This window comes from Lutibacter maritimus (assembly GCF_900116115.1).
In the GTDB taxonomy this organism is placed as follows: Bacteria; Bacteroidota; Bacteroidia; order Flavobacteriales; family Flavobacteriaceae; genus Lutibacter; species Lutibacter maritimus.
In genome coordinates this window covers 513,254-538,796 of sequence record NZ_FOZP01000001.1, presented here as the reverse complement: position 1 = coordinate 538,796, position 25,543 = coordinate 513,254, and the positions used below count along the sequence as shown (strand labels likewise).

The 25,543-nt window shown below is 28.9% G+C and carries 24 protein-coding genes; 17 read left to right on the top strand and 7 right to left on the bottom strand.

Annotated features, from left to right (window positions below; translation table 11 throughout):
* Positions 1-52 precede the first annotated feature (52 nt).
* From thrA to BM335_RS02595, 5 genes are all read left to right on the top strand, one after another.
* Positions 53-2,497: a bifunctional aspartate kinase/homoserine dehydrogenase I gene (thrA, locus tag BM335_RS02615; RefSeq protein WP_090222812.1), complete on the top strand. Its 2,445-nt coding sequence runs from the start codon at positions 53-55 to the stop codon at positions 2,495-2,497.
* 3 nt (positions 2,498-2,500) lie between these two features.
* Positions 2,501-3,421: a homoserine kinase gene (locus BM335_RS02610; RefSeq protein ID WP_090222810.1), complete on the top strand. Its 921-nt coding sequence runs from the start codon at positions 2,501-2,503 to the stop codon at positions 3,419-3,421.
* A 108-nt stretch (positions 3,422-3,529) separates the two neighbouring features.
* Positions 3,530-4,825: a threonine synthase gene (gene thrC, locus BM335_RS02605; protein ID WP_090222805.1), complete on the top strand. Its 1,296-nt coding sequence runs from the start codon at positions 3,530-3,532 to the stop codon at positions 4,823-4,825.
* Between the two features lie 51 nt (positions 4,826-4,876).
* Positions 4,877-5,374: a DUF6265 family protein gene (locus BM335_RS02600; RefSeq protein WP_090222803.1), complete on the top strand. Its 498-nt coding sequence runs from the start codon at positions 4,877-4,879 to the stop codon at positions 5,372-5,374.
* Entirely contained in the window at positions 5,375-6,508 is a 1,134-nt protein-coding gene (locus BM335_RS02595) for a trans-sulfuration enzyme family protein (protein WP_090222801.1), read from the top strand.
* Positions 6,509-6,510: 2 nt separating this feature from the next.
* On the opposite strand, the gene BM335_RS02590 is transcribed toward BM335_RS02595, so the two are convergent.
* Complete coding sequence (locus tag BM335_RS02590) at positions 6,511-7,965, bottom strand: aminopeptidase P N-terminal domain-containing protein (RefSeq protein WP_090222799.1); 1,455 nt, start codon at positions 7,963-7,965, stop codon at positions 6,511-6,513.
* Positions 7,966-8,121: 156 nt separating this feature from the next.
* On the opposite strand from BM335_RS02590, the gene gcvT reads away from it, so the two are divergent.
* Positions 8,122-9,204 (top strand): glycine cleavage system aminomethyltransferase GcvT, encoded by a 1,083-nt coding sequence (gcvT, locus tag BM335_RS02585; RefSeq protein ID WP_090222798.1) that lies wholly within the window; start codon positions 8,122-8,124, stop codon positions 9,202-9,204.
* A 50-nt stretch (positions 9,205-9,254) separates the two neighbouring features.
* Here the strand turns inward: gcvT and BM335_RS02580 are convergent, their stop codons facing one another.
* Complete coding sequence (locus BM335_RS02580; protein ID WP_090222795.1) at positions 9,255-9,800, bottom strand: 1-acyl-sn-glycerol-3-phosphate acyltransferase; 546 nt, start codon at positions 9,798-9,800, stop codon at positions 9,255-9,257.
* 91 nt (positions 9,801-9,891) lie between these two features.
* On the opposite strand from BM335_RS02580, the gene rmuC reads away from it, so the two are divergent.
* A complete protein-coding gene (gene rmuC / locus BM335_RS02575; RefSeq protein WP_090222793.1) occupies positions 9,892-11,214 on the top strand; it encodes a DNA recombination protein RmuC in 1,323 nt (440 codons plus the stop codon).
* Between the two features lie 38 nt (positions 11,215-11,252).
* Here the strand turns inward: rmuC and BM335_RS02570 are convergent, their stop codons facing one another.
* The 3 genes from BM335_RS02570 to glyA all read right to left on the bottom strand — a co-directional run bounded on the left by BM335_RS02570 (position 11,253) and on the right by glyA (position 13,818).
* Positions 11,253-11,963: a peroxiredoxin gene (locus tag BM335_RS02570; RefSeq protein WP_090222790.1), complete on the bottom strand. Its 711-nt coding sequence runs from the start codon at positions 11,961-11,963 to the stop codon at positions 11,253-11,255.
* A gap of 162 nt (positions 11,964-12,125) precedes the next feature.
* Complete coding sequence (locus BM335_RS02565) at positions 12,126-12,530, bottom strand: DUF2059 domain-containing protein (RefSeq protein WP_090222788.1); 405 nt, start codon at positions 12,528-12,530, stop codon at positions 12,126-12,128.
* A gap of 13 nt (positions 12,531-12,543) precedes the next feature.
* Positions 12,544-13,818 (bottom strand): serine hydroxymethyltransferase, encoded by a 1,275-nt coding sequence (glyA, locus tag BM335_RS02560; protein ID WP_090222786.1) that lies wholly within the window; start codon positions 13,816-13,818, stop codon positions 12,544-12,546.
* Between the two features lie 120 nt (positions 13,819-13,938).
* Here glyA and fahA point away from each other — a divergent pair, with 120 nt between their 5' ends.
* Positions 13,939-15,234 carry a fumarylacetoacetase gene (gene fahA / locus BM335_RS02555; protein WP_090222784.1) on the top strand — a complete coding sequence of 432 codons (1,296 nt, stop codon included), beginning with the start codon at positions 13,939-13,941 and terminating at the stop codon, positions 15,232-15,234.
* Positions 15,235-15,330: 96 nt separating this feature from the next.
* Positions 15,331-16,524: a hypothetical protein gene (locus tag BM335_RS02550; protein WP_317041014.1), complete on the top strand. Its 1,194-nt coding sequence runs from the start codon at positions 15,331-15,333 to the stop codon at positions 16,522-16,524.
* 51 nt (positions 16,525-16,575) lie between these two features.
* Here BM335_RS02550 and ytxJ read toward each other — a convergent pair whose 3' ends face one another.
* Positions 16,576-16,914, bottom strand: coding sequence for a bacillithiol system redox-active protein YtxJ (ytxJ, locus tag BM335_RS02545; protein ID WP_090222780.1), 339 nt, complete (start codon positions 16,912-16,914; stop codon positions 16,576-16,578).
* A 131-nt stretch (positions 16,915-17,045) separates the two neighbouring features.
* On the opposite strand from ytxJ, the gene clpB reads away from it, so the two are divergent.
* The 8 genes from clpB to BM335_RS02505 all read left to right on the top strand — a co-directional run bounded on the left by clpB (position 17,046) and on the right by BM335_RS02505 (position 24,596).
* On the top strand, positions 17,046-19,634 hold the full coding sequence (gene clpB, locus BM335_RS02540; RefSeq protein WP_090222778.1) for an ATP-dependent chaperone ClpB: 2,589 nt from the start codon (positions 17,046-17,048) through the stop codon (positions 19,632-19,634).
* 192 nt (positions 19,635-19,826) lie between these two features.
* The gene (locus BM335_RS02535; RefSeq protein ID WP_090222775.1) at positions 19,827-20,255 is read left to right on the top strand and encodes an Hsp20/alpha crystallin family protein; all 429 of its coding nucleotides are present in this window, start codon (positions 19,827-19,829) and stop codon (positions 20,253-20,255) included.
* Positions 20,256-20,382: 127 nt separating this feature from the next.
* Positions 20,383-20,880 carry a SixA phosphatase family protein gene (locus tag BM335_RS02530; protein WP_090222773.1) on the top strand — a complete coding sequence of 166 codons (498 nt, stop codon included), beginning with the start codon at positions 20,383-20,385 and terminating at the stop codon, positions 20,878-20,880.
* Between the two features lie 85 nt (positions 20,881-20,965).
* Positions 20,966-21,424 (top strand): SsrA-binding protein SmpB, encoded by a 459-nt coding sequence (smpB, locus tag BM335_RS02525; protein ID WP_090222771.1) that lies wholly within the window; start codon positions 20,966-20,968, stop codon positions 21,422-21,424.
* A gap of 7 nt (positions 21,425-21,431) precedes the next feature.
* Positions 21,432-22,340 carry a geranylgeranylglycerol-phosphate geranylgeranyltransferase gene (locus BM335_RS02520; protein ID WP_090222769.1) on the top strand — a complete coding sequence of 303 codons (909 nt, stop codon included), beginning with the start codon at positions 21,432-21,434 and terminating at the stop codon, positions 22,338-22,340.
* A gap of 2 nt (positions 22,341-22,342) precedes the next feature.
* Positions 22,343-22,924: a Maf family nucleotide pyrophosphatase gene (locus tag BM335_RS02515; RefSeq protein ID WP_090222767.1), complete on the top strand. Its 582-nt coding sequence runs from the start codon at positions 22,343-22,345 to the stop codon at positions 22,922-22,924.
* A gap of 50 nt (positions 22,925-22,974) precedes the next feature.
* Complete coding sequence (locus BM335_RS02510; RefSeq protein WP_090222765.1) at positions 22,975-23,928, top strand: transketolase family protein; 954 nt, start codon at positions 22,975-22,977, stop codon at positions 23,926-23,928.
* A 50-nt stretch (positions 23,929-23,978) separates the two neighbouring features.
* A complete protein-coding gene (locus tag BM335_RS02505; protein WP_090222762.1) occupies positions 23,979-24,596 on the top strand; it encodes an outer membrane beta-barrel protein in 618 nt (205 codons plus the stop codon).
* 69 nt (positions 24,597-24,665) lie between these two features.
* Here BM335_RS02505 and BM335_RS02500 read toward each other — a convergent pair whose 3' ends face one another.
* Complete coding sequence (locus BM335_RS02500; RefSeq protein ID WP_090222759.1) at positions 24,666-25,463, bottom strand: FKBP-type peptidyl-prolyl cis-trans isomerase; 798 nt, start codon at positions 25,461-25,463, stop codon at positions 24,666-24,668.
* Positions 25,464-25,543: the final 80 nt, after the last annotated feature.

Below are 25,543 nucleotides of genomic sequence, written 5' to 3'. Positions count from 1 at the left end.
AATCAGTTTAAAATCACGAAATTTATATAATTTCTATTCATAAATTAAAAAGATGAAAGTATTAAAATTTGGAGGCTCTTCGGTTGCTTCTTCTGAAAATATTAACAAAGTAATAAATATAGTTAAAGATAGTTCGTATAAAAATAACATAGCATTGGTAGTTTCAGCACTTGGAGGCGTGACAGATTTGTTATTAGAAGCTGGAAATTTTGCTTGTAAAAACAACGCAAAGTATTTAGAAAGTTTTAAAATTATTGAAGAAAAGCATTTACAAGTTACTAGAGAATTAATTCCTGTAAATAATCAAAGTGGTGTTTTAGGAACCGTAAAAAAAATGCTAAACAAATTAGAAAACACCTTAGAAGGTGTGTTTTTAATTAATGAATTATCTCCTAAAACTTCTGATAAAATTGTGAGTTTTGGTGAGTTATTATCTTCATATATTATTTCTGAAGCATTAAAAAACAAGAATTTAGATGTCGTTTTAAAAAATTCTCAAGAATTAATAATTACCAATGAAAATTTTTCAAACGCAGCTGTTAAATTTGATAAAACAAATGTAGCTATTGAAGATTTTTTTAATGATAACAAACACAAAATAGTTGTTTTACCTGGTTTTGTAGCTTCCACTGAAAATGGCGAAAATTCAACATTAGGTCGTGGTGGATCAGATTATACTGCAGCTATTGTTGCTGCAGCTGTAAATGCTTCAATATTAGAAATTTGGACGGATGTTAGTGGTATGTTTACTGCAAATCCTAAAATAGTAAAAGAGGCATTTCCTATAAAAAACATTTCATATCAAGAAGCTATGGAATTGTCGCATTTTGGAGCAAAAGTATTGTATCCACCAACAATTCAACCAGTACTTAAAAAAGAAATTCCAATTAGCATTAAAAACACTTTTGATGCCAAAGCTGAAGGCACTTTAATTACAAAAGTTTCTAGCAACACAAATCCAATTAAAGGGATTAGTCATATAGAAAATATGGCATTAATTACGTTAGAAGGTAGCGGAATGGTTGGTATTCCTGGTTTTTCAAAACGATTATTTGGTGCACTTTCTGAACAAAAAATTAATGTTTCGTTAATTACACAAGCATCTTCAGAACACTCAATTTGTATAGCCATCAGCAATAATGATGTAGATAAAGCAAAGGAAGCTATTGATACTGAATTTAGCTATGAAATGGAACATCATAAAGTGGATGAATTAGTGATTGAAAAAAACAATGCTATTATTGCATTGGTTGGTGATAATATGAAAAGCCACCAAGGCATTAGCGGTAAAATGTTTAGTACTTTAGGTAGAAACAACGTAAATATTAGAGCTATTGCGCAAGGCGCTTCAGAAAAAAATATTTCTGCAGTAATTTCGCATAAAGATATTAAAAAAGCATTAAATTCTTTACACGCTGAATTTTTTGAAAATCAAACCAAACAATTAAATTTATTTGTTGTTGGTGTTGGTAATGTTGGAGGTAAACTAATTGAGCAAATTAGAAAACAACAGCAATATTTATTAGACAATTTAAGAGTTCAGGTTAGGGTAATTGCATTAACAAATTCTAAAAAAATGGTTTTTAATGAAGATGGAATCGATTTAGAAAACTGGAAAAGTGCTTTAGAGAAAGGTGAAGTTTTAAATATGGATACTTTCCACAACAATGTAACAGTCCTAAATTTACGAAATAGTATTTTTGTAGATAATACTGCCAACGAAAATATATCTAAATTATATGCTAACTATTTAAAGCAAAGTGTTGCTGTTGTAACTTGTAATAAAATAGCTTGTTCATCTAATTATGCAAACTACCAAAAGTTAAAACACTTGGCGCGCGAGTACAATGCTCCTTTCTTATTTGAAACCAATGTTGGAGCTGGATTGCCAATAATAGACACGCTTAAAAATTTAATTGCATCAGGAGATAAAGTAACTAAAATACAAGCAGTTCTATCAGGTAGCTTAAACTTTATATTTAATAATTTTAATGAAGATTCTGCATTTTACGATGTTGTAAAACAAGCGGGTGTTGAAGGTTATACAGAACCAGATCCACGAATAGATTTAAGCGGTGTTGATGTGATGCGAAAAATTTTAATTTTAGCTCGTGAAAGCGGAACAAGATTAGAATTAGAGGATATCAAAAATAATTCCTTTTTACCTAAAGCTTCATTAGACGCTAAATCTGTTCCTGATTTTATGGAAACATTAAAAACAGAAGCTGCTCATTTTAATAAAATTCAACAAAAAGCTGCTGCAAACAATTGCAGATTAAAATTTGTTGCAGAATTTGATAATGGAACCGCAAATGTTGGTTTACAAGAAATTCCTTCAGATCATCCGTTTTATAATTTAGATGGAAGCGATAATATTGTGTTATTTTTTACAGAAAGATATAGTAAACAACCTTTAATTATAAAAGGTGCTGGCGCTGGTGCAGATGTAACTGCTTCAGGCTTATTTGCTGATATTATTAGAATTGGAAACAATTAAATTATGGAACAAATAAAAATATTTACACCTGCTACTATTGCCAATGTTTCCTGTGGATTTGATGTTCTTGGTTTGGCTTTAGATACTGTTGGTGATGAAATGATTATTAAAAAAGTTGCTAAAAAAGGAGTAACAATCACAAAAATAATCGGTCAAAATTTACCATTAGAAACACATAAAAATGTTGCAGGTGTTGCTGCATTAGCTTTACTTTCAGAAACAAATTGTGAGTTTGGTTTTGAAATAGAAATTATAAAAAACATAAAACCAGGAAGTGGTATTGGTAGTAGCGCCGCAAGTTCTGCTGGTGCTGTTTGGGCAATCAATGAAATTCTTGGAAAACCTTTTAATACAACAGATTTAGTCCGTTTTGCAATGGAAGGTGAGCGTTTAGCAACTGGCGTACCACACGCGGATAATGTTGCTCCTGCCCTTTTTGGCGGATTTACATTAGTTAGAAGTTATCAACCTTTGGATATAATTAGTATTCATACTCCAAACGAATTATTTGCCACTGTAATTCATCCACAAATTGAAGTAAAAACTTCAGATGCTCGTGAAATACTAAAAACCACCGTTTCTTTAAAAGATGCCATAAAACAATGGGGAAATGTTGGCGGATTAATAAGTGGTTTATATACAGAAGATTACGATTTAATTGGGCGATCGTTAGAAGATTATATTATTGAACCTATTCGCTCTATTTTAATTCCAGCTTTTGATACTGTGAAGCAACAGTCGTTAAAAGCCGGAGCTTTAGGATGTGGAATTTCAGGTTCTGGTCCATCCATTTTTGCGTTAAGTAAAGGTGAAGAAACAGCTAAAAAAGTAGCAGACGCAATGAAAATGGTGTATGAAAAAGTAGGCATTGATTATGATATTCATGTATCTAAAATCAATAAAAAAGGAATAAAAATATTATAAAATATTAATTAACGTCAACCTGAAATTATTTCAGGTTCTCATCAATGGTATAAATTAGCACATTGAGATTCTGAAACAAGTTCAGAATGACTTATAAAATTAAATAAAATGAACTATTATAGTTTAAATAAAAAAGCACCAAACGTATCTTTTAAAGATGCCGTAATTAAAGGTTTAGCTCCGGATAAAGGATTATATTTCCCTGAAAGTATTACACCTTTAGCAAAAGAATTTTTCAATCATATTGAATATTTCACCAATAATGAAATTGCATATGAAATTATTAAACAATTTGTTGGTGATGAAATTCCTGAAAAGGAATTAAAAAAAATTATTGCTGAAACATTGGTTTTTGATTTTCCTATGGTTGAAATTGAAAAAAACATTTCAACATTAGAATTATTTCACGGACCAACAATGGCTTTTAAAGATGTTGGTGCACGCTTTATGGCACGTTGTTTTGGGTATTTCAATAAAGATGAAAATAGTACTAAAGTTACTGTTTTAGTTGCAACTTCTGGTGATACTGGTGGCGCAGTAGCCAGCGGATTTTTAGGTGTTGAAGGTATAGATGTTGTTATTTTATACCCAAGCGGAAAAGTTAGCGAAGTACAAGAAAAACAGCTAACAACACTTGGCAAAAACATAAAAGCACTTGAAGTTGATGGTACTTTTGATGATTGCCAAGCTATGGTTAAAAAGGCTTTTTTAGATACTGAATTAACTTCAGTAAAAAATTTAACTTCAGCCAATTCAATTAATGTTGCTCGTTGGTTACCTCAAATGTTTTACTTTTTCATTGCTTACAAACAGTTAAAAAATAAACGTAGAAAAATTGTTTTTTCCGTCCCAAGTGGAAATTTTGGAAACATTTGTGCAGGAATTATGGCACAACAATTAGGCTTACCTATAAAACAATTTATTGCATCGACAAATATTAATGATATTGTTCCAAATTATTTAGAAACGGGTATTTACACTCCAAAACCATCAAAGCAAACCATTTCAAATGCAATGGATGTTGGTGATCCTAGTAATTTTATCAGAATTCAGGAAATTTATAAAAATGATGATACTTTATTAAAACAACATTTAACATCGTATTCTTTTACTGATAAAGAAACAAAAAAAGCGATGGTTAATATCAACAAGAAATCTGGATATATTGCCGATCCTCATGGAGCAGTTGGTTATTTAGGGTTGAAAAAATACTTTAAAAATAAAAAAGCACAAGGCATATTTTTAGAAACTGCGCATCCAGTTAAATTTTTAGATGTTGTGGAGCCTGTTTTAAATACAACAATTGAGTTTCCTGCACAAATTCAGGAAGTAATAAATAAGAAAAAGGTGACAATTAAAATTTCTAAATACGAAGAATTAAAACAATTTTTATTGAAATCGTAATTCATAAATTTTAAAATAAAAATAGTAGATTAGCTAGATAAAAATCATTTTATGAAAAATTATCTAGCTTTTTTATTTTGTATAGTTGCACTTAATTTATTTTCTCAAAACACTTTAAAGTATGAAGATTCAAAAGAAACATTTAAAGCTAGTATTGATAATGTTTCTTGGATTGCAGGTTATTGGGTTGGAGAAGCTTTTGATGGTGATATAGAAGAAGTTTGGACAAATCCGTTAGGAAATTCTATGATGGGTTCTTTTAAATTAGTAGTTGATAATGTTATTCAATTTTATGAATTATGTACTATTTCAGAAGAAAATGAGACCTTAGTTTTTCGTTTAAAACATTTTCATAACGATTTAAAAGGATGGGAAGAAAAAGATGAAATGATTGAAGCTCCATTGGTTAAAATTGAAAATAACAAAGCCTATTTTCATAAATTTACTTTTGAAAAAATAAGTGAAACGGAATTAAATATTTATGTTTTGTTTGAAGAAACTACTGGAAATGAAACTGAAATGAAATTTAATTATAAATTAAAACATTAAATGAAATCAAAACCAAAATTTGAAACTTTAGCCATTGAAAGCACAAAAAATGAGTTTTTAAATGCGCAACCAATAAGCACTCCTATTTATTTATCCAGCACTTACAAAAGAAATAATGACGGGTCTTATAATAACGATTTTGTATATTCTAGAACCGACAATCCAAATAGAAAAATTTTAGAAAAAAGTATTGCTTCGCTTGAAAATGGAAAATTTGCATTTGCATTTGCATCAGGAATGGCGGCAGTGCACGCTACAATTCAAAGTTTAAAAGCTAATAGTCATATTTTACTTCCTGATGATATTTATTTTGCGATTCGAAAATTAGTAGACGAAGTTTTTAAAGATTGGAATTTAACCTATGATTTAGTTGATATGACTAATTTACAAGCTGTAGAAAAAGCTGTAAAATCAAATACTGCGCTTATTTGGGTTGAATCTCCATCTAATCCGCAATTAAAAATTAGTGATATTGAAGCCATTTCAAAAATTGCAAAAAAGTACAACATACTTTATGCAGTTGATAATACATGGGCAACTCCGGTTTTTCAAAATCCTTTAGAATTAGGTGCTGATATTGTGGTTCATTCTACTACAAAATATTTTGGTGGACATAGTGATGTTTTAGGTGGTTGTGTTGTTGTAAATGATGAAAAAATTGCTGAAAAAATAAAAGCTATTCAATCTTTATCTGGAGCAGTTCCTGCTCCTTTTGATTGTTGGTTGATTGCTAGAGGAATTCAAACCTTGCCTTTAAGAGTTCATAAACAAACGGAAAATGCGTTAAAATTAGCGCAATATTTAGAAACTCATCCTAAAATTGAACAGGTTTTATATCCTGGTTTGGAAAGTTTTCCTCAACATAAATTAGCTAAAAAACAGCAGAAAAATGGTTTTGGTGCCATGCTTTCTGTATTAATAAAAACATCAAAAGAAGAAACCCTTATAATCTCCACAAAACTTAACTATTTTACAACTGCAACTAGTTTAGGAGGCGTTGAAAGTTTGGTTGAACATCGAAAATCTGTTGAAGGTGGTGATACAAGTCCAACCCCAGATAATTTGTTAAGAATTTCTGTTGGAATTGAACATATTGATGATTTAATTGCAGATTGGCAACAAGCCTTAAGCTAGATTTAATCTAATTTTGGTAAAATAAAACTATCTAAAACACTTGGTAATTGCATAGCGGCTTCAATATCATCAGAAGTTCTTGGCGCTAATACCGATAAATTTACTGGTCCGTTTTTAGTAATTAAAATATCATCTTCAATTCTTATGCCTATTCCCCACCATTTTTCATCACAAGGACTTCCTTCTGGAATATAAATTCCAGGTTCCATAGTAACTACCATATTTTCTTCAAATTTATTGTAGTTTCCAGGATCGTGAACATCTAACCCTATATGATGCGAAGTTCCGTGTGGAAAATATTTATGGTAGGCTTTTTCTGAACTTATTATTCCTAAATCTGCTAAACCTTTGTTAATAATTTTTATAGCAATTTTGTTTGGAGTGCTCATATCTGTTCCAATGGTATATGCTGCAATTCCAGCTTCTTGTGCTTTATACACTAAATCGTAAATTAATTTTTGCTCTTTAGTAAATTTCCCATTTGCAGGAATGGTTCTAGTAACATCGGCAGTATAACCGTGGTATTCCGCCCCTAAATCCATTAAAATTAAATTAGAATCACCTATATTAGTTTTAGAATTTTCAACATAATGTAAAATACAACCATTATTTCCAGCACCAACAATTGACGGATACCCTTCATATTCAGCACCATATTTTTTATATATAAATTCGTGCACACCTTGCGCTTCTGTTTCAGACATATCGGGATGCATTGCTTTCATCATTTCTAACTGTCCGACAGCTGAAATTTCAACAGCTTTTTTAAGTAAAACTAATTCTTCTTTTGTTTTTACCTCACGCAGTGTTGCCATAAAGCCTTTTAACGACTTGGTATCAATTCGTTTTTTGGTTTCATTATAAATTTTATCATTGTCATTGTTTTCAATGGTAATATAATCAAATGAAACTTTTTCTTTAAAAGTTTTAATTAAATCGAATAAATCAGCTGTATCACGAGTATCTCTCACATCATTTTTAAACTGTTCAAATAAAATTTTATCAAATTTTGAAAAATCAATTTCAAAACTCTTAAAATCACCACCATTAAAAACAATTCTAAATCCTAAATTATCTTGTGCACCTTTTACTCCGAGCCTTTTTCCTGTCCACATTTCAGCATATTCATTTCGCTCTTGTACAAATAGTACTTCATTAAAAGTTTTTCCTTGAATATTTTGCTCATCTTTAAATACCATCAATAATGCATGTGGTTCTTTGTAACCTGTTAAATAATAGAAGTTTGGATCTTGGTGATACACATATTCTACATCATTTGCTCTGTTTCTTACTGCATTTGCAAAAAATACCGCAACGCTGTTTTTAGGAAGCTCTTTTCTTAAGGCTTCTCTTCTCTCTTTATGAAACTCTTTTGTTAAATAATCTTGCGGTAAGTAAGGATTTTGTGCGTTTAATGAAACTACAAAAAAGAAAATAATGAAGTGTTTAAAATTCATCAGATAAATATTTTTTTCAAATATAGCTAAAAATAATAGCTTCAAAACAAAATAGATTTTGTATTCAACACAATTTATAAATAAGATAATAAAAAGGTAAATAAATACCATTTGAATTATTGAATAATTAGTATTTTTGTTACAAATTTATATTAAATGAAAAATACAGCGTTAACACATATTCATGAATCTTTAGGGGCAAAAATGGTGCCTTTTGCTGGTTATAATATGCCAGTACAATACGAAGGAATTAATATTGAACACGAAACCGTTAGAAACGGTGTTGGTGTTTTTGATGTTTCACATATGGGTGAATTTTTCCTAAAAGGAGAAAATGCATTACAATTAATTCAAAAAGTTACTTCTAATGATGCTTCTTTATTGCATATTGGAAAAGTACAATATAGCTGTATGCCAAATAATGAAGGTGGAATTGTTGATGACTTGTTGGTATATCAAATTGGAAATGAGGAATATATGCTGGTAGTAAACGCTTCAAATATTGAAAAAGATTGGAATTGGATTTCTAAACATAATAATTTACATGTTGAGATGATTAACAAATCTGATGAAATATCTTTATTAGCAATTCAAGGTCCTGATGCTGCTGAAGCGTTACAACCTTTAACTTCAATTGATTTATTTAATATGAAGTATTACAATTTTGAAATTGGCACTTTTGCTGGTATTGAAAATGTAATAGTTTCTGCTACAGGTTATACTGGCTCTGGCGGTTTTGAAATCTATTTTAAAAATAAAGATGCTGAACAAATTTGGAATAAAGTTTTTAACGTTGGAGAAAAATTTGGGATAAAACCAATTGGATTGGCAGCAAGAGATACTTTGCGTTTAGAAATGGGATTTTGTTTATATGGAAATGATATAAACGATACAACATCGCCTATTGAAGCTGGTTTAGGTTGGATTACAAAATTTACCAAAGATTTTATAAACTCTGAAAATTTAAAAAACCAAAAAGAAACTGGAGTCACAAAAAAATTAGTTGCTTTTGAAATTTCTGATAAAGGAATTCCTCGTCACGGTTATGAAATTGTAACAGAGAATGGCGAAATTATTGGCGAAGTAACTTCTGGAACTATGAGTCCTTCTTTAAAAAAAGGAATTGGAATGGGTTATGTTACAAAAGAATTTTCAAAAATTGGTACACAAATAGGTATTCAAATTAGAAATAAAGCAATTCCTGCAGTTGTAGTTAAATTGCCATTTTATAAAGGATAAACACTTTTTATACAAAAAAAGGAACTAAAATTTAGTTCCTTTTTTTTGCTTTATAAATTAAAATTCTCTGGAATTTTACCTTTAACACCTGAGTAAAATTGATAAAAATGCTTAAAATCATTTTCCATAGAGTCCGTTAAATAATACGGTTCTGCAATTTTCACTTGTTTTTTGCCAAAATCTAAAGTAGCCATAACAATAGGAACATTTGCACCTTTTGCAATGTAATAAAAGCCTGTTTTCCATTCATCAATCTTTTTTCTTGTGCCTTCTGGCGATAATGCTAAAACAAAGTTTTCGTTTTGATTAAAAACATTTACAATGGCCTGTACTTTATTAGTACTTTCACTTCTGTTTACAGGTGTTCCGCCTAACCATCTAAAAATAAATCCAAATGGTGGCTTAAATAGTGAAGCTTTCCCAATATAATTTATTGGTGCTTGATGAATCCATTTTACTAAAATACCTAAAGGAAAATCTTGCCAATGCGTATGTGGAGCAGCTATAATTACATATTTTTTTAAATTTTTTGGAAAAACGCCTTCAATTTTCCATCCTAAAATTGTAATGAGTAAAAATTTTGCAAATAATTTCATAAGGTTGTTAATAACTACTTTCTTATTTTTTATGTAGTAATTATTACGGCAAATATAAAAATCTTAATTTAGTAAACTAATTAAATTTAAAATGACACCAACTTTTTTATATTTTTTAATTGCTATTGTTTGTTTAATTTTTGGCTTTATAATTGGCAAATTACTTACTAAAAGCACGCTAGAAAAACTAACTTCTGAACTTGAAATACGAAATAAACTTTTACTTGAAGAAAAAGAAGTTACTAAACTTATTTTAAATACTTTAAGTGAAGAGAAAAATACATTAAGTAAAGAAAAACACGAAATTGATTTGTTGTATAATCAAAAAATATCTGAGCTTAAAAATTTAGAAGATAAATTGCAAGAAAATAAAAATGAAGTTGAAAAATTACAAGATAAATTTTCTAAAGATTTTGAGATTTTAGCCAACAAAATTTTGGAAGAAAAATCAACTAAATTCACAGAACAGAATAAAGAAAACTTAAAAAATATACTAAATCCACTTCAAGAAAAAATACAAACTTTTGAGAAAAAAGTAGAAGAAACTCATAAAGAAAGTATTGATTATCATGCAGCTTTACGTCAACAAATTGTTGGTTTAAAAGATTTAAATCTTCAAATGAGTAAAGAAACTATCAACCTAACAAAAGCATTAAAAGGTGACAGCAAAATGCAAGGAAATTGGGGTGAATTGGTATTAGAGCGAGTTTTAGAAAAATCTGGTTTAGAAAAAGATAGTGAATATTTTGTACAACAAAGTTTTGTAAATGATGAAGGAAAACGCATAATGCCCGATGTAGTTATTCATTTACCAGATGAAAAGAAAATGATTATAGATTCTAAAGTTTCCTTAACCGCTTACGAGCAATATGTAAATGCAGAAGATGATACTGAAAAAACTCATTTTATTAAAGAGCACGTAAACTCTTTAAAAAGACATATTGAACAGTTAAGCGATAAAAAATATGAAGATATTTATAAAATTGATTCACCCGATTTTGTGTTGCTTTTTATACCAATTGAACCGGCCTTTGCTGTAGCATTAAATTTTGACAATCAACTATATAATAAAGCCTTTGAGCGAAATATTGTAATTGTAACACCAACTACACTTTTGGCTACTTTACGCACTATTGATAGTATGTGGAACAATGAAAAACAACAACGTAACGCTATTGAAATTGCGTTGCAAGCGGGTAGATTGTATGATCAGTTTGTAAATTTAACCGATGACTTAATTAAGGTTGGAAATCAATTAAAAACTGTACAAGGTTCTTATGATGGTACTATGAAAAAACTTACAGGAACTGGTAATTTAATTAGAAAAGTGGAAAGCATTAGAAAATTAGGCGCCAAAGGAACTAAAAATTTTAATGATAAATTGTTAGAACGTGCTGAAGAAGCTGATGAATAAATAAAAAATCCCACTTTAAAAGTGGGATTTTTATTGCTTTATTTTTTAAGAACTTTCTTTAAAACAACATCCTTATCTAATTTTCTAGTACAGAAATACCAATCTTTACAATCCATATCTTCTTTTCCTTGCATTCTATCTTCTGCTGAACCACATGAACCTGCTGGTCCAATTATAACATCATCTCCAGGTTCCCAGTCTGCCGGAGTTGCAACTCCAAATGCATCAGCAGCTTGTAACGCAATAATTACTCTATATAATTCGTCAAAGTTTCTTCCTAAACTTAATGGATAATAAATGATGGCTCTAATAATTCCTTTTGGATCTACAAAAAATACAGCTCGCACAGCTTTTGTAGAATCTTCATTTGGCTGAATCATACCATATTTTTTAGCAACTTCCATAGTGATATCTTCAATCAATGGAAATTTAACTTCTACATTTTTCATTCCTCTGTACTCAATTTTATCTTTTATTGAGCGTAACCAAGCAATGTGACTGTACAAACCATCAATAGATAAACCTACCAATTTACAATTTGCTTTTAAAAATTTTTCTTCCATAGTTGCAAACGTCATAAATTCTGACGTACAAACTGGCGTGAAATCTGCAGGATGACTGAATAATATTACCCAATCTCCTTTATAATCATTAGGGAAATGAATGTTCCCTTGTGTAGTAACGGCTTTAAATTCAGGAGCTTTATCTCCTATTCTTGGCATTGATGTAATTTCTTGTTGTGTTTCCATTTTAATAAATTTATAATTTAATACTGTATTTAGTAAATACAATAACAATTAAAATTACTGAAAGCTATTTAAAGAATTGTAACCAAAATCACCTATTTTTATTAATACTAAAGCAAAAAAAATCCCGCATAATGCAGGATTTTTATAGTTGTTAAAAATTATTTATTGATATTTTTGCAATATACCTTGTAATTTCATTCCCCAAGCTTGTCCAGCAGCCATACCTTTTTGACTTAAGTCACCTGTTTTAGCAGCTAATTTTTTTCCTACAGGAGTATCATAAAAAGCTAATAATTCTTTTATTTCATTGTGAGAAAATTCTTCTTTATAAATTTCAGCCATAGCAGCAAATAATTCAGGAAAAGTAGCTTTAATGTCTGCTACTAAATCATCTTTTTTGTCCTCAGCAACCATTCCAGAAAATTGATCAATTACTGGAGAAAATGCCGATTCTGAAACTATTTTTACTAATTTTTGTGCATCTGCTGTATAAGCATCTTCTACTTCTTGTGCATTAATTGTTATTGAAAAACATACAAACGCTACTAATAATAATACTTTTTTCATAATTTTTTTGTAATTAAAATTTAAATAATGGTCTGTGTGACATCATTTCATTTACTTTTTCTGCTACTTGTTCTAAAATGGCTTCGTCTTCAAAATTATTTATTACTTCATCAATTAAATCAACAACTGCAACCATGTCTACTTCTTTTAAACCTCTAGTAGTTACTGCAGCAGTTCCAACTCTTATTCCAGAAGTTACAAATGGTGATTTATCATCAAAAGGAACCATATTTTTATTTACCGTAATATCCGCTTTTACCAATGCGTTTTCAGCATCTTTACCACTAATGTTTTTATTTCTTAAGTCAATTAACATGCAGTGATTGTCCGTTCCTCCAGAAATAATTTGGTAACCTTTACTTACTAAAGCCTCAGCCATAGCTGTTGCATTTTTCTTTACTTGAATTTGATAGTGTAAAAAGTTATCTGTTAATGCTTCACCAAAAGCAACAGCTTTAGCAGCAATAACGTGTTCTAATGGTCCTCCTTGATTTCCAGGAAAAACGGAAGAATCTATTAAACTAGACATTTTTTTAAGCGTTCCGTTTTTTAATTTTTGACCAAATGGATTGTCAAAATCTTTTCCAATCATAATAATTCCACCACGTGGTCCACGTAAAGTTTTGTGAGTTGTAGTGGTTACAAAATGACAATGAGGAATTGGATCGTTTAAAATTCCTTTAGCAATTAAACCTGCTGGATGAGAAATATCCGCTAAAAGCAACGCTCCAACTGAATCAGCAATTGCTCTGAACCTTTTAAAATCTATATCTCTAGAATATGCAGATGCACCTGCAATAATTAATTTTGGTTTTTCAATTTCGGCAGTTTCCTGAATTTTATCATAATTTAAAACGCCAGTTTCTTTATCAACACCATAAAAAGATGTCTTATACAATTTTCCTGAAAAGTTAACTGGAGATCCGTGTGTTAAATGTCCACCATGTGAAAGATCAAAACCTAAAATTTTATCTCCTGGATTTAAAACTGCTTGATAAACTGCTGCATTTGCTTGTGAACCAGAATGCGGCTGTACATTAACATATTCTGCACCAAATAATTCTTTAGCTCTATCAATAGCAATTTGTTCAACTACATCAACAACTTCACAACCACCATAATAACGTTTATTTGGATAACCTTCAGCGTATTTATTTGTTAAAACAGAACCCATAGCTTCCATAACTTGTTCACTTACAAAGTTTTCTGAAGCAATTAATTCTAATCCATTTATTTGTCTTTCTTTTTCGTCTTGAATTAAATCGAAGATAATTTGATCACGTTGCATTGTTGTTTAATTTTATAAAAGTTAAAATAATGGCAAAAATACTAATTTCATTTTGCATTTAATAAGAAACTTCTATATTTGGTAAGAATATATAAATAACTATTTAAATAGTTCATAATTATGCAAATTTCAGCAAATAATCCAACTAGAAAATCGTGGCTACCAGTAAGTGAAGGTTGTGATTTCCCAATACAAAATATTCCATTTGGTGTATTTTTAACAAAAGATGATATAATAACTATAGGAACAAGAATAGGAGAATATGTAATAGATTTAGGAGCTTTTCATCAATTAGGCTATTTTAAAGGAATTCCATTAACAGATGATATGTTTATGCAAGATTCTTTAAACGATTTTATTTCTGATGGTAGAAAAACATGGCGATTGGTTAGAAATAGAATTGCAGATGTGTTTGATGCTAAAAATCCAGCTTTAAGAGATAATGCAAAACATAAAGAGGTTATTATTTTTGATATAAAAGATGTTGAAATGCTATTACCAATTAACGTTGGTGATTATACCGATTTTTACTCTAGCAAAGAACACGCTACAAATGTAGGTTTAATGTTTAGAGGTAAAGAAAATGCATTAATGCCAAACTGGTTGCATGTACCTGTTGGTTACCACGGTAGATCATCTTCTATTGTAGTTTCAGGAACTTCAATTAGAAGACCTTACGGACAAACGTTGCCTGCAGGTAAAGAAAATCCAATTTTTGGACCTTCACAAAAAGTTGATATGGAACTAGAAACTGCATTTATAACAACTGATGTAAATAATTTAGGTGAACCAGTTCCTGTTGATGAAGCCAGCGAATATATTTTTGGAATGGTGTTGTTTAATGATTGGAGCGCACGCGATATTCAAAAATGGGAATATGTACCATTAGGTCCATTTATGGGGAAAAATTTTGCATCAACAATGTCTCCTTGGATTGTAACTATGGACGCTTTAGAACCTTTTAGATGTGAAGGTCCAAAAAAAGAATTTAAACCACTTCCCTATTTACAACAAAAAAGAAAAGATACTAGTTACGATATTAAATTACAAGCGTTTTTAGCAACTGAAAATGGAGAAAGTAACTTATTAACTGAAACTAATTTTAAATACATGTATTGGTCAATGTCTCAACAATTAGCACATCATACAGTGAATGGTTGTAATGTTAGAGCAGGTGATTTAATGGGAAGCGGCACAATATCTGGACCAACAAAAGGCAGTTTTGGATCTATGTTAGAACTTACTTGGGGAGGAAAAGAACCTCTAACTTTAAAAGATGGTAGTACAAGAACCTTTTTTAATGATGGAGATAAAGTAATATTAAAAGGATATTGCACAAAAGATAATGTGAGAATAGGTTTTGGAAATTGCTCAGGTAAATTATTACCACCTATAAAATATAAATTCCCTATTTAATAATATACTATATATAAGCCCTTTTATTAATTTATAAAAGGGCTTTTTTATGTACATTTGGCATTGAAATTGTATACATGTATTTAAAAATATTTTATGATAAAAAAACTACTCCTTTTCACTTTAAGCATTACTACCATTGTAAGTTGCTCAAGTATTAAAAAAACGCAAGAGGCTTTAAATTATGGTAACTATGATCAAGCAATACAAATTGCAGTAAAAGAACTTAGAGAAAATAAAACAAAGAAAAGTAATCAGGATTATATACTTATGCTTGAGGAAGCTTTTGAAAAAGCTACATTAAAAGATATTGAAAACATTACTTTTTTAAAAAAAGATGGGAATCCTGCAAATTTTGAAACCATTTATAATACGTATTTAAATTTAAAAAATAGGCAAGAATTAATTAAACCATTACTTCCTTTACCAATTTTAAGCAAAGGTAAAAACGCTAAATTTTCATTTACAGATTATACCAATGAAATTTTAGCAACTAAAACAAAATTGTCTGATTATTTATATGCAAATGCTAAAAACTTATTAAAATCATCATCAAATAAAGAAGATTTTAGAAAAGCTTTTGATGATTTAAATTATTTAGATAAAATAAATCCGAATTTTAAGGATGTTCGCGATTTAATTGAAGAAGCACATTTTAAAGGAACAAATTTTGTGTATGTTTCACTTCAAAATAAATCTGACAAAGTAATTCCAATGCGTTTAGAAGAAGATTTATTAAATTTTGACACCTATAAATTAAACGATTTATGGACTGTTTATCATAACAACAAGCAGCCCAAAACAATTTACGATTTTGAAATTGAAATTAGTTTTAGAGAAATTAATATTTCTCCAGAACAAGTAAAAGAAAAACAAGTTGTAAAAGAAAAACAAGTGGTTGATGGTTGGAAATATTTAATTGATAAAAACGGTAATACTGTAAAAGATAGTTTAGGAAAAGCCATAAAAGTAGACAAATACAAAACAATTGTTTGTAAAGTTGAAGAAATTACGCAGTTTAAATCAGTACAAATAGTTGGGCAAATTAAATATATAGATTTAATTACCAATCAGTTAATAAAGAATTTCCCTTTATCCAGTGAATTTATTTTTGAACATAAATACGCCACCTATTCTGGTGATAAAAATGCGTTGGAAAAAGAATATTTAAATTTATTATCATATAAATTTATACCTTTCCCAAGCAATGAACAAATGATTTATGATACTAGTGAAGATTTAAAAAATAAAATTAAAAGTATAGTTTCACAAAATAAAATATATTATTAATTGAAAACTAATAACGTTAAAAGAGCATTTAAAAAATTAAATGCTCTTTTTTTATTTACCAAGTTGAAATTTTAAACTTTCAACGGATATATCTCCGTGAGAAGCCGTAAAAATTACTTTACCATTTTTTAACAACAACAACTGTGGTGATTGATGTAAAACATCAAAATCACCTGCAATATTATTTGATATTTCTCTAAATTTTAATAAATCTAAAAAATACATTGTAATTTCTGATTCTGGTATATCAAATTCTCTTTCAAAATTTTTCAAAACCATTCTGCTAATTCCACAGCGAGTACTATGTTTAAAAATGGCTATATATTCATTTTCAACATTGGCTTTAATAGCTTCTAATTGTTGGTTATTTGTTAAGGCAATCCAATTCATAATAGTTCTTTTTTAAGGTCAAATTGTCCGTAAACAACTAAAAAATAAGACAAAATGACTTATTTTAAGCATTTATGCGATGTGGAATATTTTTTGACATGACAAATATAGAAACAAAAAAATAATACGTTATGAACTTTAATAAATTTACAATAAAATCGCAAGAAGCTATACAAAAAGCACAACAACTTGCAGAAAATTACGGACATCAACAAATAGAAAATTCTCATATTTTAAAAGGAATTTTTGAAGTTGATGAAAATGTTATTCCTTTTATTTTTAAAAAATTAGGGATTAACATTGAACTACTTAAAAGTTTAATAGACAAAACATTAGAAAGTTACTCAAAAGTTACTGGTGGCGAAATATCATTATCTAGAAATGCATCAAAAATGCTGAATAACGCCACAGATGAAGCATCAAAAATGAATGATGAATTTGTGTCTATTGAGCATTTATTACTGGCACTTTTAAATACTAAAGATACAACATCACAAATTTTAAAAGACCAAGGAGTTACAGAAAAAGGTTTAAAAATAGCCATTGATGAATTACGAAAAGGAAGTAAAGTTACCTCGCAAAGTGCCGAAGAAACTTACAATTCCTTAAATAAATATGCTAAAAATTTAAATCAATTAGCCAAAGATGGAAAATTAGATCCTGTTATTGGTAGAGATGAAGAAATTAGAAGAATTTTACAAATTCTATCACGCAGAACAAAAAATAATCCAATGTTAGTTGGTGAGCCAGGTACAGGTAAAACTGCCATTGCTGAAGGTTTAGCACATAGAATTGTAAAAGGTGATATTCCAGAAAATTTAAAAGATAAGCAAATTTATTCGTTAGATATGGGCGCACTAATTGCGGGCGCAAAATATAAAGGTGAGTTTGAAGAACGTTTAAAATCTGTAATAAAAGAAGTGACTTCTGCTGAAGGAGAAATTGTGCTTTTTATTGATGAAATTCACACTTTAGTTGGTGCTGGTGGCGGACAAGGAGCTATGGATGCAGCAAATATTTTAAAGCCTGCATTGGCAAGAGGTGAACTAAGAGCAATTGGCGCAACAACATTAGATGAGTATCAAAAATATTTTGAAAAAGATAAAGCACTTGAGCGTAGATTTCAAAAAGTAATGGTAAATGAGCCAGATACCGAAAGTGCTATTTCTATTTTACGTGGTATTAAAGAAAAATATGAAAATCATCATAAAGTACAAATTAAAGATGATGCCATAATTGCTGCTGTAGAACTTTCTCAACGTTATATTTCTAACCGTTTTTTACCAGATAAAGCTATTGATTTAATGGATGAAGCGGCTGCTAAATTACGTATGGAAATCAATTCAAAACCTGAAGAGTTAGATGTTTTGGATCGTAAAATTATGCAAATTGAAATAGAAATCGAGGCAATTAAACGTGAAAATGATGAAAAAAAATTAGCTAGTTTAAAAGAGGAATTAGCCAATTTAAAAGAAAAGCGAAATGAAATTAATGCTAAATGGGTAAGTGAAAAAGAATTGGTTGACAGTATCCAAGCAAGTAAAGAAGCTATTGAAAACTTTAAGCTTGATGCTGAGCGTGCAGAACGTGAGGGCGATTATGGTAAAGTTGCAGAAATAAGATATGGGAAAATTAAAGAAGAACAAGAAAAGTTAGACAAACTTCAAGTCGAATTAAATGAAAATCAAAGTTCCGCTTTAATAAAAGAAGAAGTCACAAGAGATGATATTGCAGAAGTTGTGGCAAAATGGACTGGTATTCCCGTAAGTAAAATGCTGCAAAGTGAACGTGAAAAATTGTTGTTATTAGAAGATGAATTACACAACAGGGTTGTGGGTCAAGAAGAAGGAATTGCTGCCGTTGCTGATGCTGTACGACGTTCTAGAGCAGGTTTACAAGACTCTAAAAGACCCATAGGAACGTTCCTGTTTTTAGGAACAACCGGGGTTGGTAAAACAGAATTAGCAAAAGCATTGGCTGAATATTTATTTGATGATGAAAATTCGCTAACTAGAATAGATATGAGTGAATATCAAGAGCGTCACTCTGTTAGCAGATTAGTTGGTGCGCCTCCAGGATACGTAGGTTACGATGAAGGTGGGCAATTAACAGAAGCTGTAAGAAGAAAACCATATTCTGTTATTTTATTAGATGAAATTGAAAAAGCACATCCTGATACTTTTAATATTTTATTACAAGTATTAGATGAAGGAAGATTGACTGACAACAAAGGAAGATTGGCTGACTTTAGAAATACTATTATAATAATGACTTCTAATATGGGTTCTCAAATTATTCAAGAACGATTTGAAAAAATGGATATGAAAAATAGAGATGCCATAACAGATGTTACCAAATTAGAGGTTGTTGCTTTATTAAAACAAACAATTAGACCAGAGTTTTTAAACAGAATTGATGAAATTGTAATGTTTACACCTTTAAATGAAAGTGAAATAAAACAAATAGTTAAATTACAATTAAACGGTTTAATTAAAATGTTAAAAGCGCAAGATATTCAAATTGAATATACGGAAGACTTGGTAGATTCATTAGCAATAAAAGGATTTGACCCTCAGTTTGGTGCACGCCCTGTAAAGAGAGTTATACAAAAAGAAGTTTTAAATGAATTATCAAAAGAAATTCTATCTGGTAAAGTAACAGCAACCAGTCGTATTTTATTGGATGCTTTTGATGATAAAATTGTGTTTAGAAACAAGTGATTTCATTTGTAATTTTTTAGAAAAACTGACAAAAAATATTGTCGGTTTTTTTTAATTAAAACATTAATTGTCAGATGTATAATGTCATTTTATCAGTTATTCTGTTTTTTTGACATAAATTTTAAAATGGCATTTATTTTGCTTTTTATTAAATAAATAAAACATATTGTTTAACCTTAAAATTATAATATTATGTTAGTAAAAACATCCGGTATTCCTGTAATACCAACAATATTTGATGATTTCTTTAGAGATTGGTCTAGTTCTAATTTTTCAAGAACAAATACAACTTTACCAGCTGTAAATATTAAGGAAGACGATGAACAATTTGTAGTGAAAGTTGCTGTTCCTGGAATGGATAAAAAGGATTTTAATATTAATTTAGACAACAACATTTTAACTATTCAATCGGAAAAAGAAGCTGAAAATAATGATGAAAGTGAAAATTATACTCGTAAAGAGTACAGTTATCAATCATTTAGAAGAAGTTTTACTTTACCTAAAAACGTAGTAGATAGCGATAAAATTGAAGCTAACTATGTTAATGGCGAATTGCAAATTATAATTCCAAAATTAGAAATTGCAAAACCAAAACCAATAAAACTTATAGAAGTTAATTAATTATTTAAAAGGCAGTTTAATTAAACTGCCTTTTTTTATTTCATAAATTTTAAAAATTGGAAATTAACTTTTAAATAGATACATTTATTTTCATAATGAAATTTTCCACTTCAATAAAAAAATTCAAATGAGAAAAATAGTATTGTTAATTATATTTTTAGGTTCAGTAGCATTGTATTCACAAGAAAATATGACTACTACGTATTATTTTATTCGGCACGCTGAAAAAGTACTAAAACCATCAGAAAATAATCCGGAATTAACAAAAAAAGGTAAAAAGCGTGCAGAAAATTGGAGTAATGTTTTTAAACACGTAAAGTTTGATATGGTTTTTTCTTCAAATTTTAAAAGAACAATTGCTACTGCCTCTCCTACTGCTAAAAGTAAAGGCTTAAAAATACAATTATACGATGCTAAAAATGCTATTAACAAAAAGTTTCTAGAAAATACTAAAGGTAAAACAGTTTTAATTGTTGGGCATAGTAATACAATTCCAAATTATGTAAATAAACTAATTGGCAAAAAAAAATATTTAGATATTTCAGATTCAAATAATTCGAACCTATACATTGTAACAGTTAACAACAAAACAGTAAACAACATATTGTTGAAAATTCCTTTTTAAACTAAAAAGTTGTTTAAAAAACATACAATTTATACACAACTAGAAATACAATTAATTTTATAATTTGTAGTACATTTGCCTTAGTATGCAAAAAAATATCAACATAAAAAATAAAAAAGCTCGTTTTGAATACGAGATTTTAGATAAATATATAGCAGGCATTCAATTAACTGGAACCGAAATAAAATCCATTCGCGAAAGCAAAGCACGTATTACCGAAAGTTTTTGTGAGTTTAATGAAAAAGGTGAGTTATTTGCCGTAAATATGTATATTGAAGAGTATTTATATGGCAACGCTTATAATCATCTTCCAAAAAGTGAACGTAAACTTTTATTAAACAAAAACGAATTAAAAAAGTTATATAAAGAAGTTCAAAATGTTGGGTTAACTATTATTCCTCTTCGTTTGTTTTTAACTGAAAAAGGTTGGGCAAAATTGGAAATTGCACTTTGTAGAGGTAAAAAGAATTACGATAAACGTGAAAATATTAAATCTCGAGAAAATAAAATTAATTTAGATAGAATTAAAAAGAATTTTAATTAAACCAATAATGCAGTTATCCGCTTTTTTTAATTTAATTAGATGGAAAAATTTACTGCTTATTATATACATTCAAATTGCTATTAAATTTTTATTTTTTCCAAATTTTGATATAGGTACTAATCTAACTAATTTTCAATTTTTTATACTATTACTAGCAATTTTAAGCATTACCGCTGCAGGTTATATTATAAATGATATTTTTGATATTGAAACCGATAAAATTAACAAACCTAAAAAGTTGATAATTAGCGTAATTTTTAATGAAGAAACTGCTAAAAGATGGTATTTATATTTAAACACAATTGGTATTTTCTTCGGAATTTTTATATGTTTAAAAATTGAAAAACCATCACTTTCATTCATATTTATAGGAGCTGCACTACTACTCTATTATTATTCAAAAAAACTAAAGTCACTTCCTTTAATTGGTAATTTAATCGTTGCTCTTTTGGTTTCAATTAACGTACTTATTTTACTAATTTTTGATTTAAATACTACTGGTAGTGTTACTAATTTAAATTATGTAAAAACGACTATATTAATTGTAACCTTTTTTGCATTTTGCATCAATTTCATACGAGAATTAGTTAAAGATATAGAAGATATAAATGGCGATTATAAACTAAAAATGAATACATTACCTATTTTAATTGGAATAAAAAGAACAAAAAATATTATTAGTATACTCTGTGTTTTTTTAATATTTTTATTGGTTTTATTTTTAAATTATTTTACTTCTGGACAGATTGTTATTTCATTATATATTATAGTTTTTATACTACTTCCAATATTGTATGTTACTATAAAAATTAATAAAGCTAAATCCCAAAAAAAGATACATACAATTAGTTCATTATTAAAATTAGTGATGTTTTTTGGAATCAATATATTAATAATTTTATCAATTATACATTAAAAATGCTTGTAGAAAAATTTAAAAACAACACTATAATTTTAGCATCTGCTTCACCTCGCAGACAAGAATTATTTAAAGAATTACAAATTCCTTTTACAATTGAAGTAAAATCTATTAATGAAGTGTATCCAACAAATTTAAAAGGTGAAGAAATTACCAATTATTTGGCCACTTTAAAAGCAAAAGCTTTTGAAACTTCTATTGCTGAAAATAACATTGTAATTACATCAGACACTATTGTTTGGCTAAATAATAAAGCGCTTGAAAAACCAAAAAACAGCAACGAAGCTATAGAAATGCTTCAAAAAATATCTGGAAAAAGTCATAAAGTAATTACATCTGTTTGTATAAAAACAATTGCTAAACAAGTGGTATTTTCTGACACTACAGTTGTAAATTTTAAACAATTAAGTACAGAAGAAATTAACTTTTATGTTGAAAATTATCACCCTTTTGATAAAGCCGGTGCTTATGGAATTCAAGAATGGATAGGTTTTATAGGAGTTACAAGTATTGAAGGTAGTTATTATAACGTTATGGGATTACCTGTTCATAAATTATATCAAGAATTAAAAATTTTATAAGTAGTACTCATTAATAATCATTATTTTTGAGCCGTTTTAATAAATAAAAAATGAAAAAATACACATTTACAGAAAAGAAAGATACCAGATCGGGATTTGGAGCAGGTTTAGCTGAATTAGGAAGAACAAATCCTAATGTTGTTGCATTATGTGCTGATTTAATTGGTTCATTAAAAATGGAAAAATTTATTGAAGAAAATCCAGAAAGATTTTTTCAAATTGGTATTGCGGAGGCAAATATGATTGGTATTGCTGCTGGTTTAACAATTGGAGGTAAAATTCCATTTACAGGAACATTCGCAAACTTTTCAACAGGAAGAGTGTACGATCAAATTCGTCAATCAGTAGCTTATTCTGAAAAGAATGTGAAAATTTGCGCATCACACGCTGGTTTAACTTTAGGTGAAGATGGTGCTACACATCAAATTTTAGAAGATATCGGGCTGATGAAAATGTTGCCAGGTATGACAGTAATTAATACTTGCGATTACAACCAAACAAAAGCTGCTACTATTGCAATTGCTGATTACCACGGACCAGTTTATTTACGTTTCGGACGTCCAGTTGTTCCTGTTTTCATGCCAGAAAATGAAAAATTTGAAATCGGAAAAGCTATTCAATTAACTGAAGGAACCGATGTTACTATTGTTGCAACAGGTCATTTAGTTTGGGAAGCATTACAAGCAAGTGAGCAATTAGAAGCTATGGGAATTAGTGCCGAAGTTATTAACATTCACACCATAAAACCTTTAGATGAAACTGCTATTTTAAAATCTGTTGCTAAAACAGGTTGCATTGTAACGGCTGAAGAACATAACATTATTGGCGGTTTAGGTGAAAGCGTTTCAAGAGTATTGGTTCAAAATAATTTAGTTCCTCAAGAATTTGTTGCTGTAAATGATAGTTTTGGAGAATCTGGAACTCCTGCACAGTTAATGGAAAAGTACGAATTAAACGATAAAGCCATAGTAAAAGCTGTTCAAAAAGTAATTTCCAGAAAATAAAGGCATAATTATTGCGTTTTAAGTAGTGAAAACAATAAAATTAAAATCTTATGAAGAAAAAAATTCTATTACTTACAGCTACTTTTCTGTTTTTTTTAATTTCAGCTCAAGCCCAAAGTAGCTTTGGTTTAAAAGGCGGTTTAAGTTACAATTCTAATGGTGATTTAAGTGAATTTACTACTGAAGCAAATTCAATTATTAAAGATAAAGGAAAAGGTAAATCTGGGTATAATATTGGAGTTTATGGTAAAATTGATTTAGGTAATTTATATATTCGTCCTGAATTAGTTTATACAAAAACAACCAGTGAATACGAATTAAATTCTGGAAACCAAGATTTTGAATTATCTAAAATCGACGCACCAGTTTTACTTGGTTTTGAACTTATTGGTCCTTTAAGTGTTTTTGCGGGTCCATCATTTCAATATATTTTAGATAATAATATAAATGGTATTGATTTTGACAAAGTTGAAAACGAATTTACAATGGGATTAAATATTGGTGCTAGTTTAGAATTTGGAAGATTAGGAATTGATGTTAGATATGAAAGAGGTTTAAATGAGAATGAAGCAAAATTTGTTAGCAACAACACAAACTTTAAATTAGATACTAGACCAGAGCAAATTATTGTTAACCTTTCATTTAGTTTAACGAAGAGTAATAAGTAAAAATATAACTAAGCATAAAAAAAGCTTCTCAATTGAGAAGCTTTTTTTATGATATACTAAATTGATATTTTAATTATCTGGATCTAAATAATTTGGAGTCCCATCTTGATCATCATCATCTGTTAAACTTTCATTTTTAGTTAATATTCCATCACCATCATCATCAGTATCAACATAATTAGGAATTCCATCATTATCAGTATCGTCATTCTTCACATTACCATCACCGTCAATATCTTCATCTATAGATAAAATTCCATCATTGTCATGGTCAGCATAATTTACATCGTGTAATTCAATTTTAAATACTAATGGTGAATTTTCTGGAATTACACCTTGTGCACTGTTTGCATATGCAAGTCCTGAAGGAATAAATAAATAACCTTCACCGTAATTTTCAAAATGAAAAGATTCATCAGTATTAACTACTTTTGTTCCACCTTTAAATTTTGTAAATCCATAACTCCATCCATCAATTAAATTTGTTAAAGAAAACCAACTTAAGCTAGCGTTTGAATCAAAAACAATACTATCTAAAGTTATTCCTGCATACTTCGTTAAAATTGAATCTGGCCTTTTTGGACTTATTGTAGAACCTTCATTTTCAATTAAATAATACAATTTATAAGAAATATCATCTTTTGAAACTGTCATAACATCAACCTGGCTCATTAAAGGAGTTTCTCCATTTGTAATAGTCCATATTGCGCCATCATCGTTTAAATAATGTGACTGTAAATATTCAATTAAACTAACATCATCAATTTCAGCTTGTGCTACTGCATCAAAAGGTTCTTTATTATCTTTTCCACAAGCAAAAATTAATAGGCCAAAAGTTGCTATAAAAAATATGTTTTTAATTTTCATTTATATTGTTTTTTAAGGAGCGCAAGATACTATTTTCATACCTTTGGAAAAAGATAAAAAGTAAATTTTAACTTTATTAT

What these genes read in the sequence shown, in the direction of transcription:
- thrA (WP_090222812.1), top strand. Translation starts at nt 53, where the DNA reads ATGAAAGTATTAAAATTTGGAGGCTCTTCGGTTGCTTCTTCTGAAAAT.
- BM335_RS02610 (WP_090222810.1), top strand. Translation starts at nt 2,501, where the DNA reads ATGGAACAAATAAAAATATTTACACCTGCTACTATTGCCAATGTTTCC.
- thrC (WP_090222805.1), top strand. Translation starts at nt 3,530, where the DNA reads ATGAACTATTATAGTTTAAATAAAAAAGCACCAAACGTATCTTTTAAA.
- BM335_RS02600 (WP_090222803.1), top strand. Translation starts at nt 4,877, where the DNA reads ATGAAAAATTATCTAGCTTTTTTATTTTGTATAGTTGCACTTAATTTA.
- BM335_RS02595 (WP_090222801.1), top strand. Translation starts at nt 5,375, where the DNA reads ATGAAATCAAAACCAAAATTTGAAACTTTAGCCATTGAAAGCACAAAA.
- BM335_RS02590 (WP_090222799.1), bottom strand. Translation starts at nt 7,965, where the DNA reads ATGAATTTTAAACACTTCATTATTTTCTTTTTTGTAGTTTCATTAAAC.
- gcvT (WP_090222798.1), top strand. Translation starts at nt 8,122, where the DNA reads ATGAAAAATACAGCGTTAACACATATTCATGAATCTTTAGGGGCAAAA.
- BM335_RS02580 (WP_090222795.1), bottom strand. Translation starts at nt 9,800, where the DNA reads ATGAAATTATTTGCAAAATTTTTACTCATTACAATTTTAGGATGGAAA.
- rmuC (WP_090222793.1), top strand. Translation starts at nt 9,892, where the DNA reads ATGACACCAACTTTTTTATATTTTTTAATTGCTATTGTTTGTTTAATT.
- BM335_RS02570 (WP_090222790.1), bottom strand. Translation starts at nt 11,963, where the DNA reads ATGGAAACACAACAAGAAATTACATCAATGCCAAGAATAGGAGATAAA.
- BM335_RS02565 (WP_090222788.1), bottom strand. Translation starts at nt 12,530, where the DNA reads ATGAAAAAAGTATTATTATTAGTAGCGTTTGTATGTTTTTCAATAACA.
- glyA (WP_090222786.1), bottom strand. Translation starts at nt 13,818, where the DNA reads ATGCAACGTGATCAAATTATCTTCGATTTAATTCAAGACGAAAAAGAA.
- fahA (WP_090222784.1), top strand. Translation starts at nt 13,939, where the DNA reads ATGCAAATTTCAGCAAATAATCCAACTAGAAAATCGTGGCTACCAGTA.
- BM335_RS02550 (WP_317041014.1), top strand. Translation starts at nt 15,331, where the DNA reads ATGATAAAAAAACTACTCCTTTTCACTTTAAGCATTACTACCATTGTA.
- ytxJ (WP_090222780.1), bottom strand. Translation starts at nt 16,914, where the DNA reads ATGAATTGGATTGCCTTAACAAATAACCAACAATTAGAAGCTATTAAA.
- clpB (WP_090222778.1), top strand. Translation starts at nt 17,046, where the DNA reads ATGAACTTTAATAAATTTACAATAAAATCGCAAGAAGCTATACAAAAA.
- BM335_RS02535 (WP_090222775.1), top strand. Translation starts at nt 19,827, where the DNA reads ATGTTAGTAAAAACATCCGGTATTCCTGTAATACCAACAATATTTGAT.
- BM335_RS02530 (WP_090222773.1), top strand. Translation starts at nt 20,383, where the DNA reads ATGAGAAAAATAGTATTGTTAATTATATTTTTAGGTTCAGTAGCATTG.
- smpB (WP_090222771.1), top strand. Translation starts at nt 20,966, where the DNA reads ATGCAAAAAAATATCAACATAAAAAATAAAAAAGCTCGTTTTGAATAC.
- BM335_RS02520 (WP_090222769.1), top strand. Translation starts at nt 21,432, where the DNA reads ATGCAGTTATCCGCTTTTTTTAATTTAATTAGATGGAAAAATTTACTG.
- BM335_RS02515 (WP_090222767.1), top strand. Translation starts at nt 22,343, where the DNA reads ATGCTTGTAGAAAAATTTAAAAACAACACTATAATTTTAGCATCTGCT.
- BM335_RS02510 (WP_090222765.1), top strand. Translation starts at nt 22,975, where the DNA reads ATGAAAAAATACACATTTACAGAAAAGAAAGATACCAGATCGGGATTT.
- BM335_RS02505 (WP_090222762.1), top strand. Translation starts at nt 23,979, where the DNA reads ATGAAGAAAAAAATTCTATTACTTACAGCTACTTTTCTGTTTTTTTTA.
- BM335_RS02500 (WP_090222759.1), bottom strand. Translation starts at nt 25,463, where the DNA reads ATGAAAATTAAAAACATATTTTTTATAGCAACTTTTGGCCTATTAATT.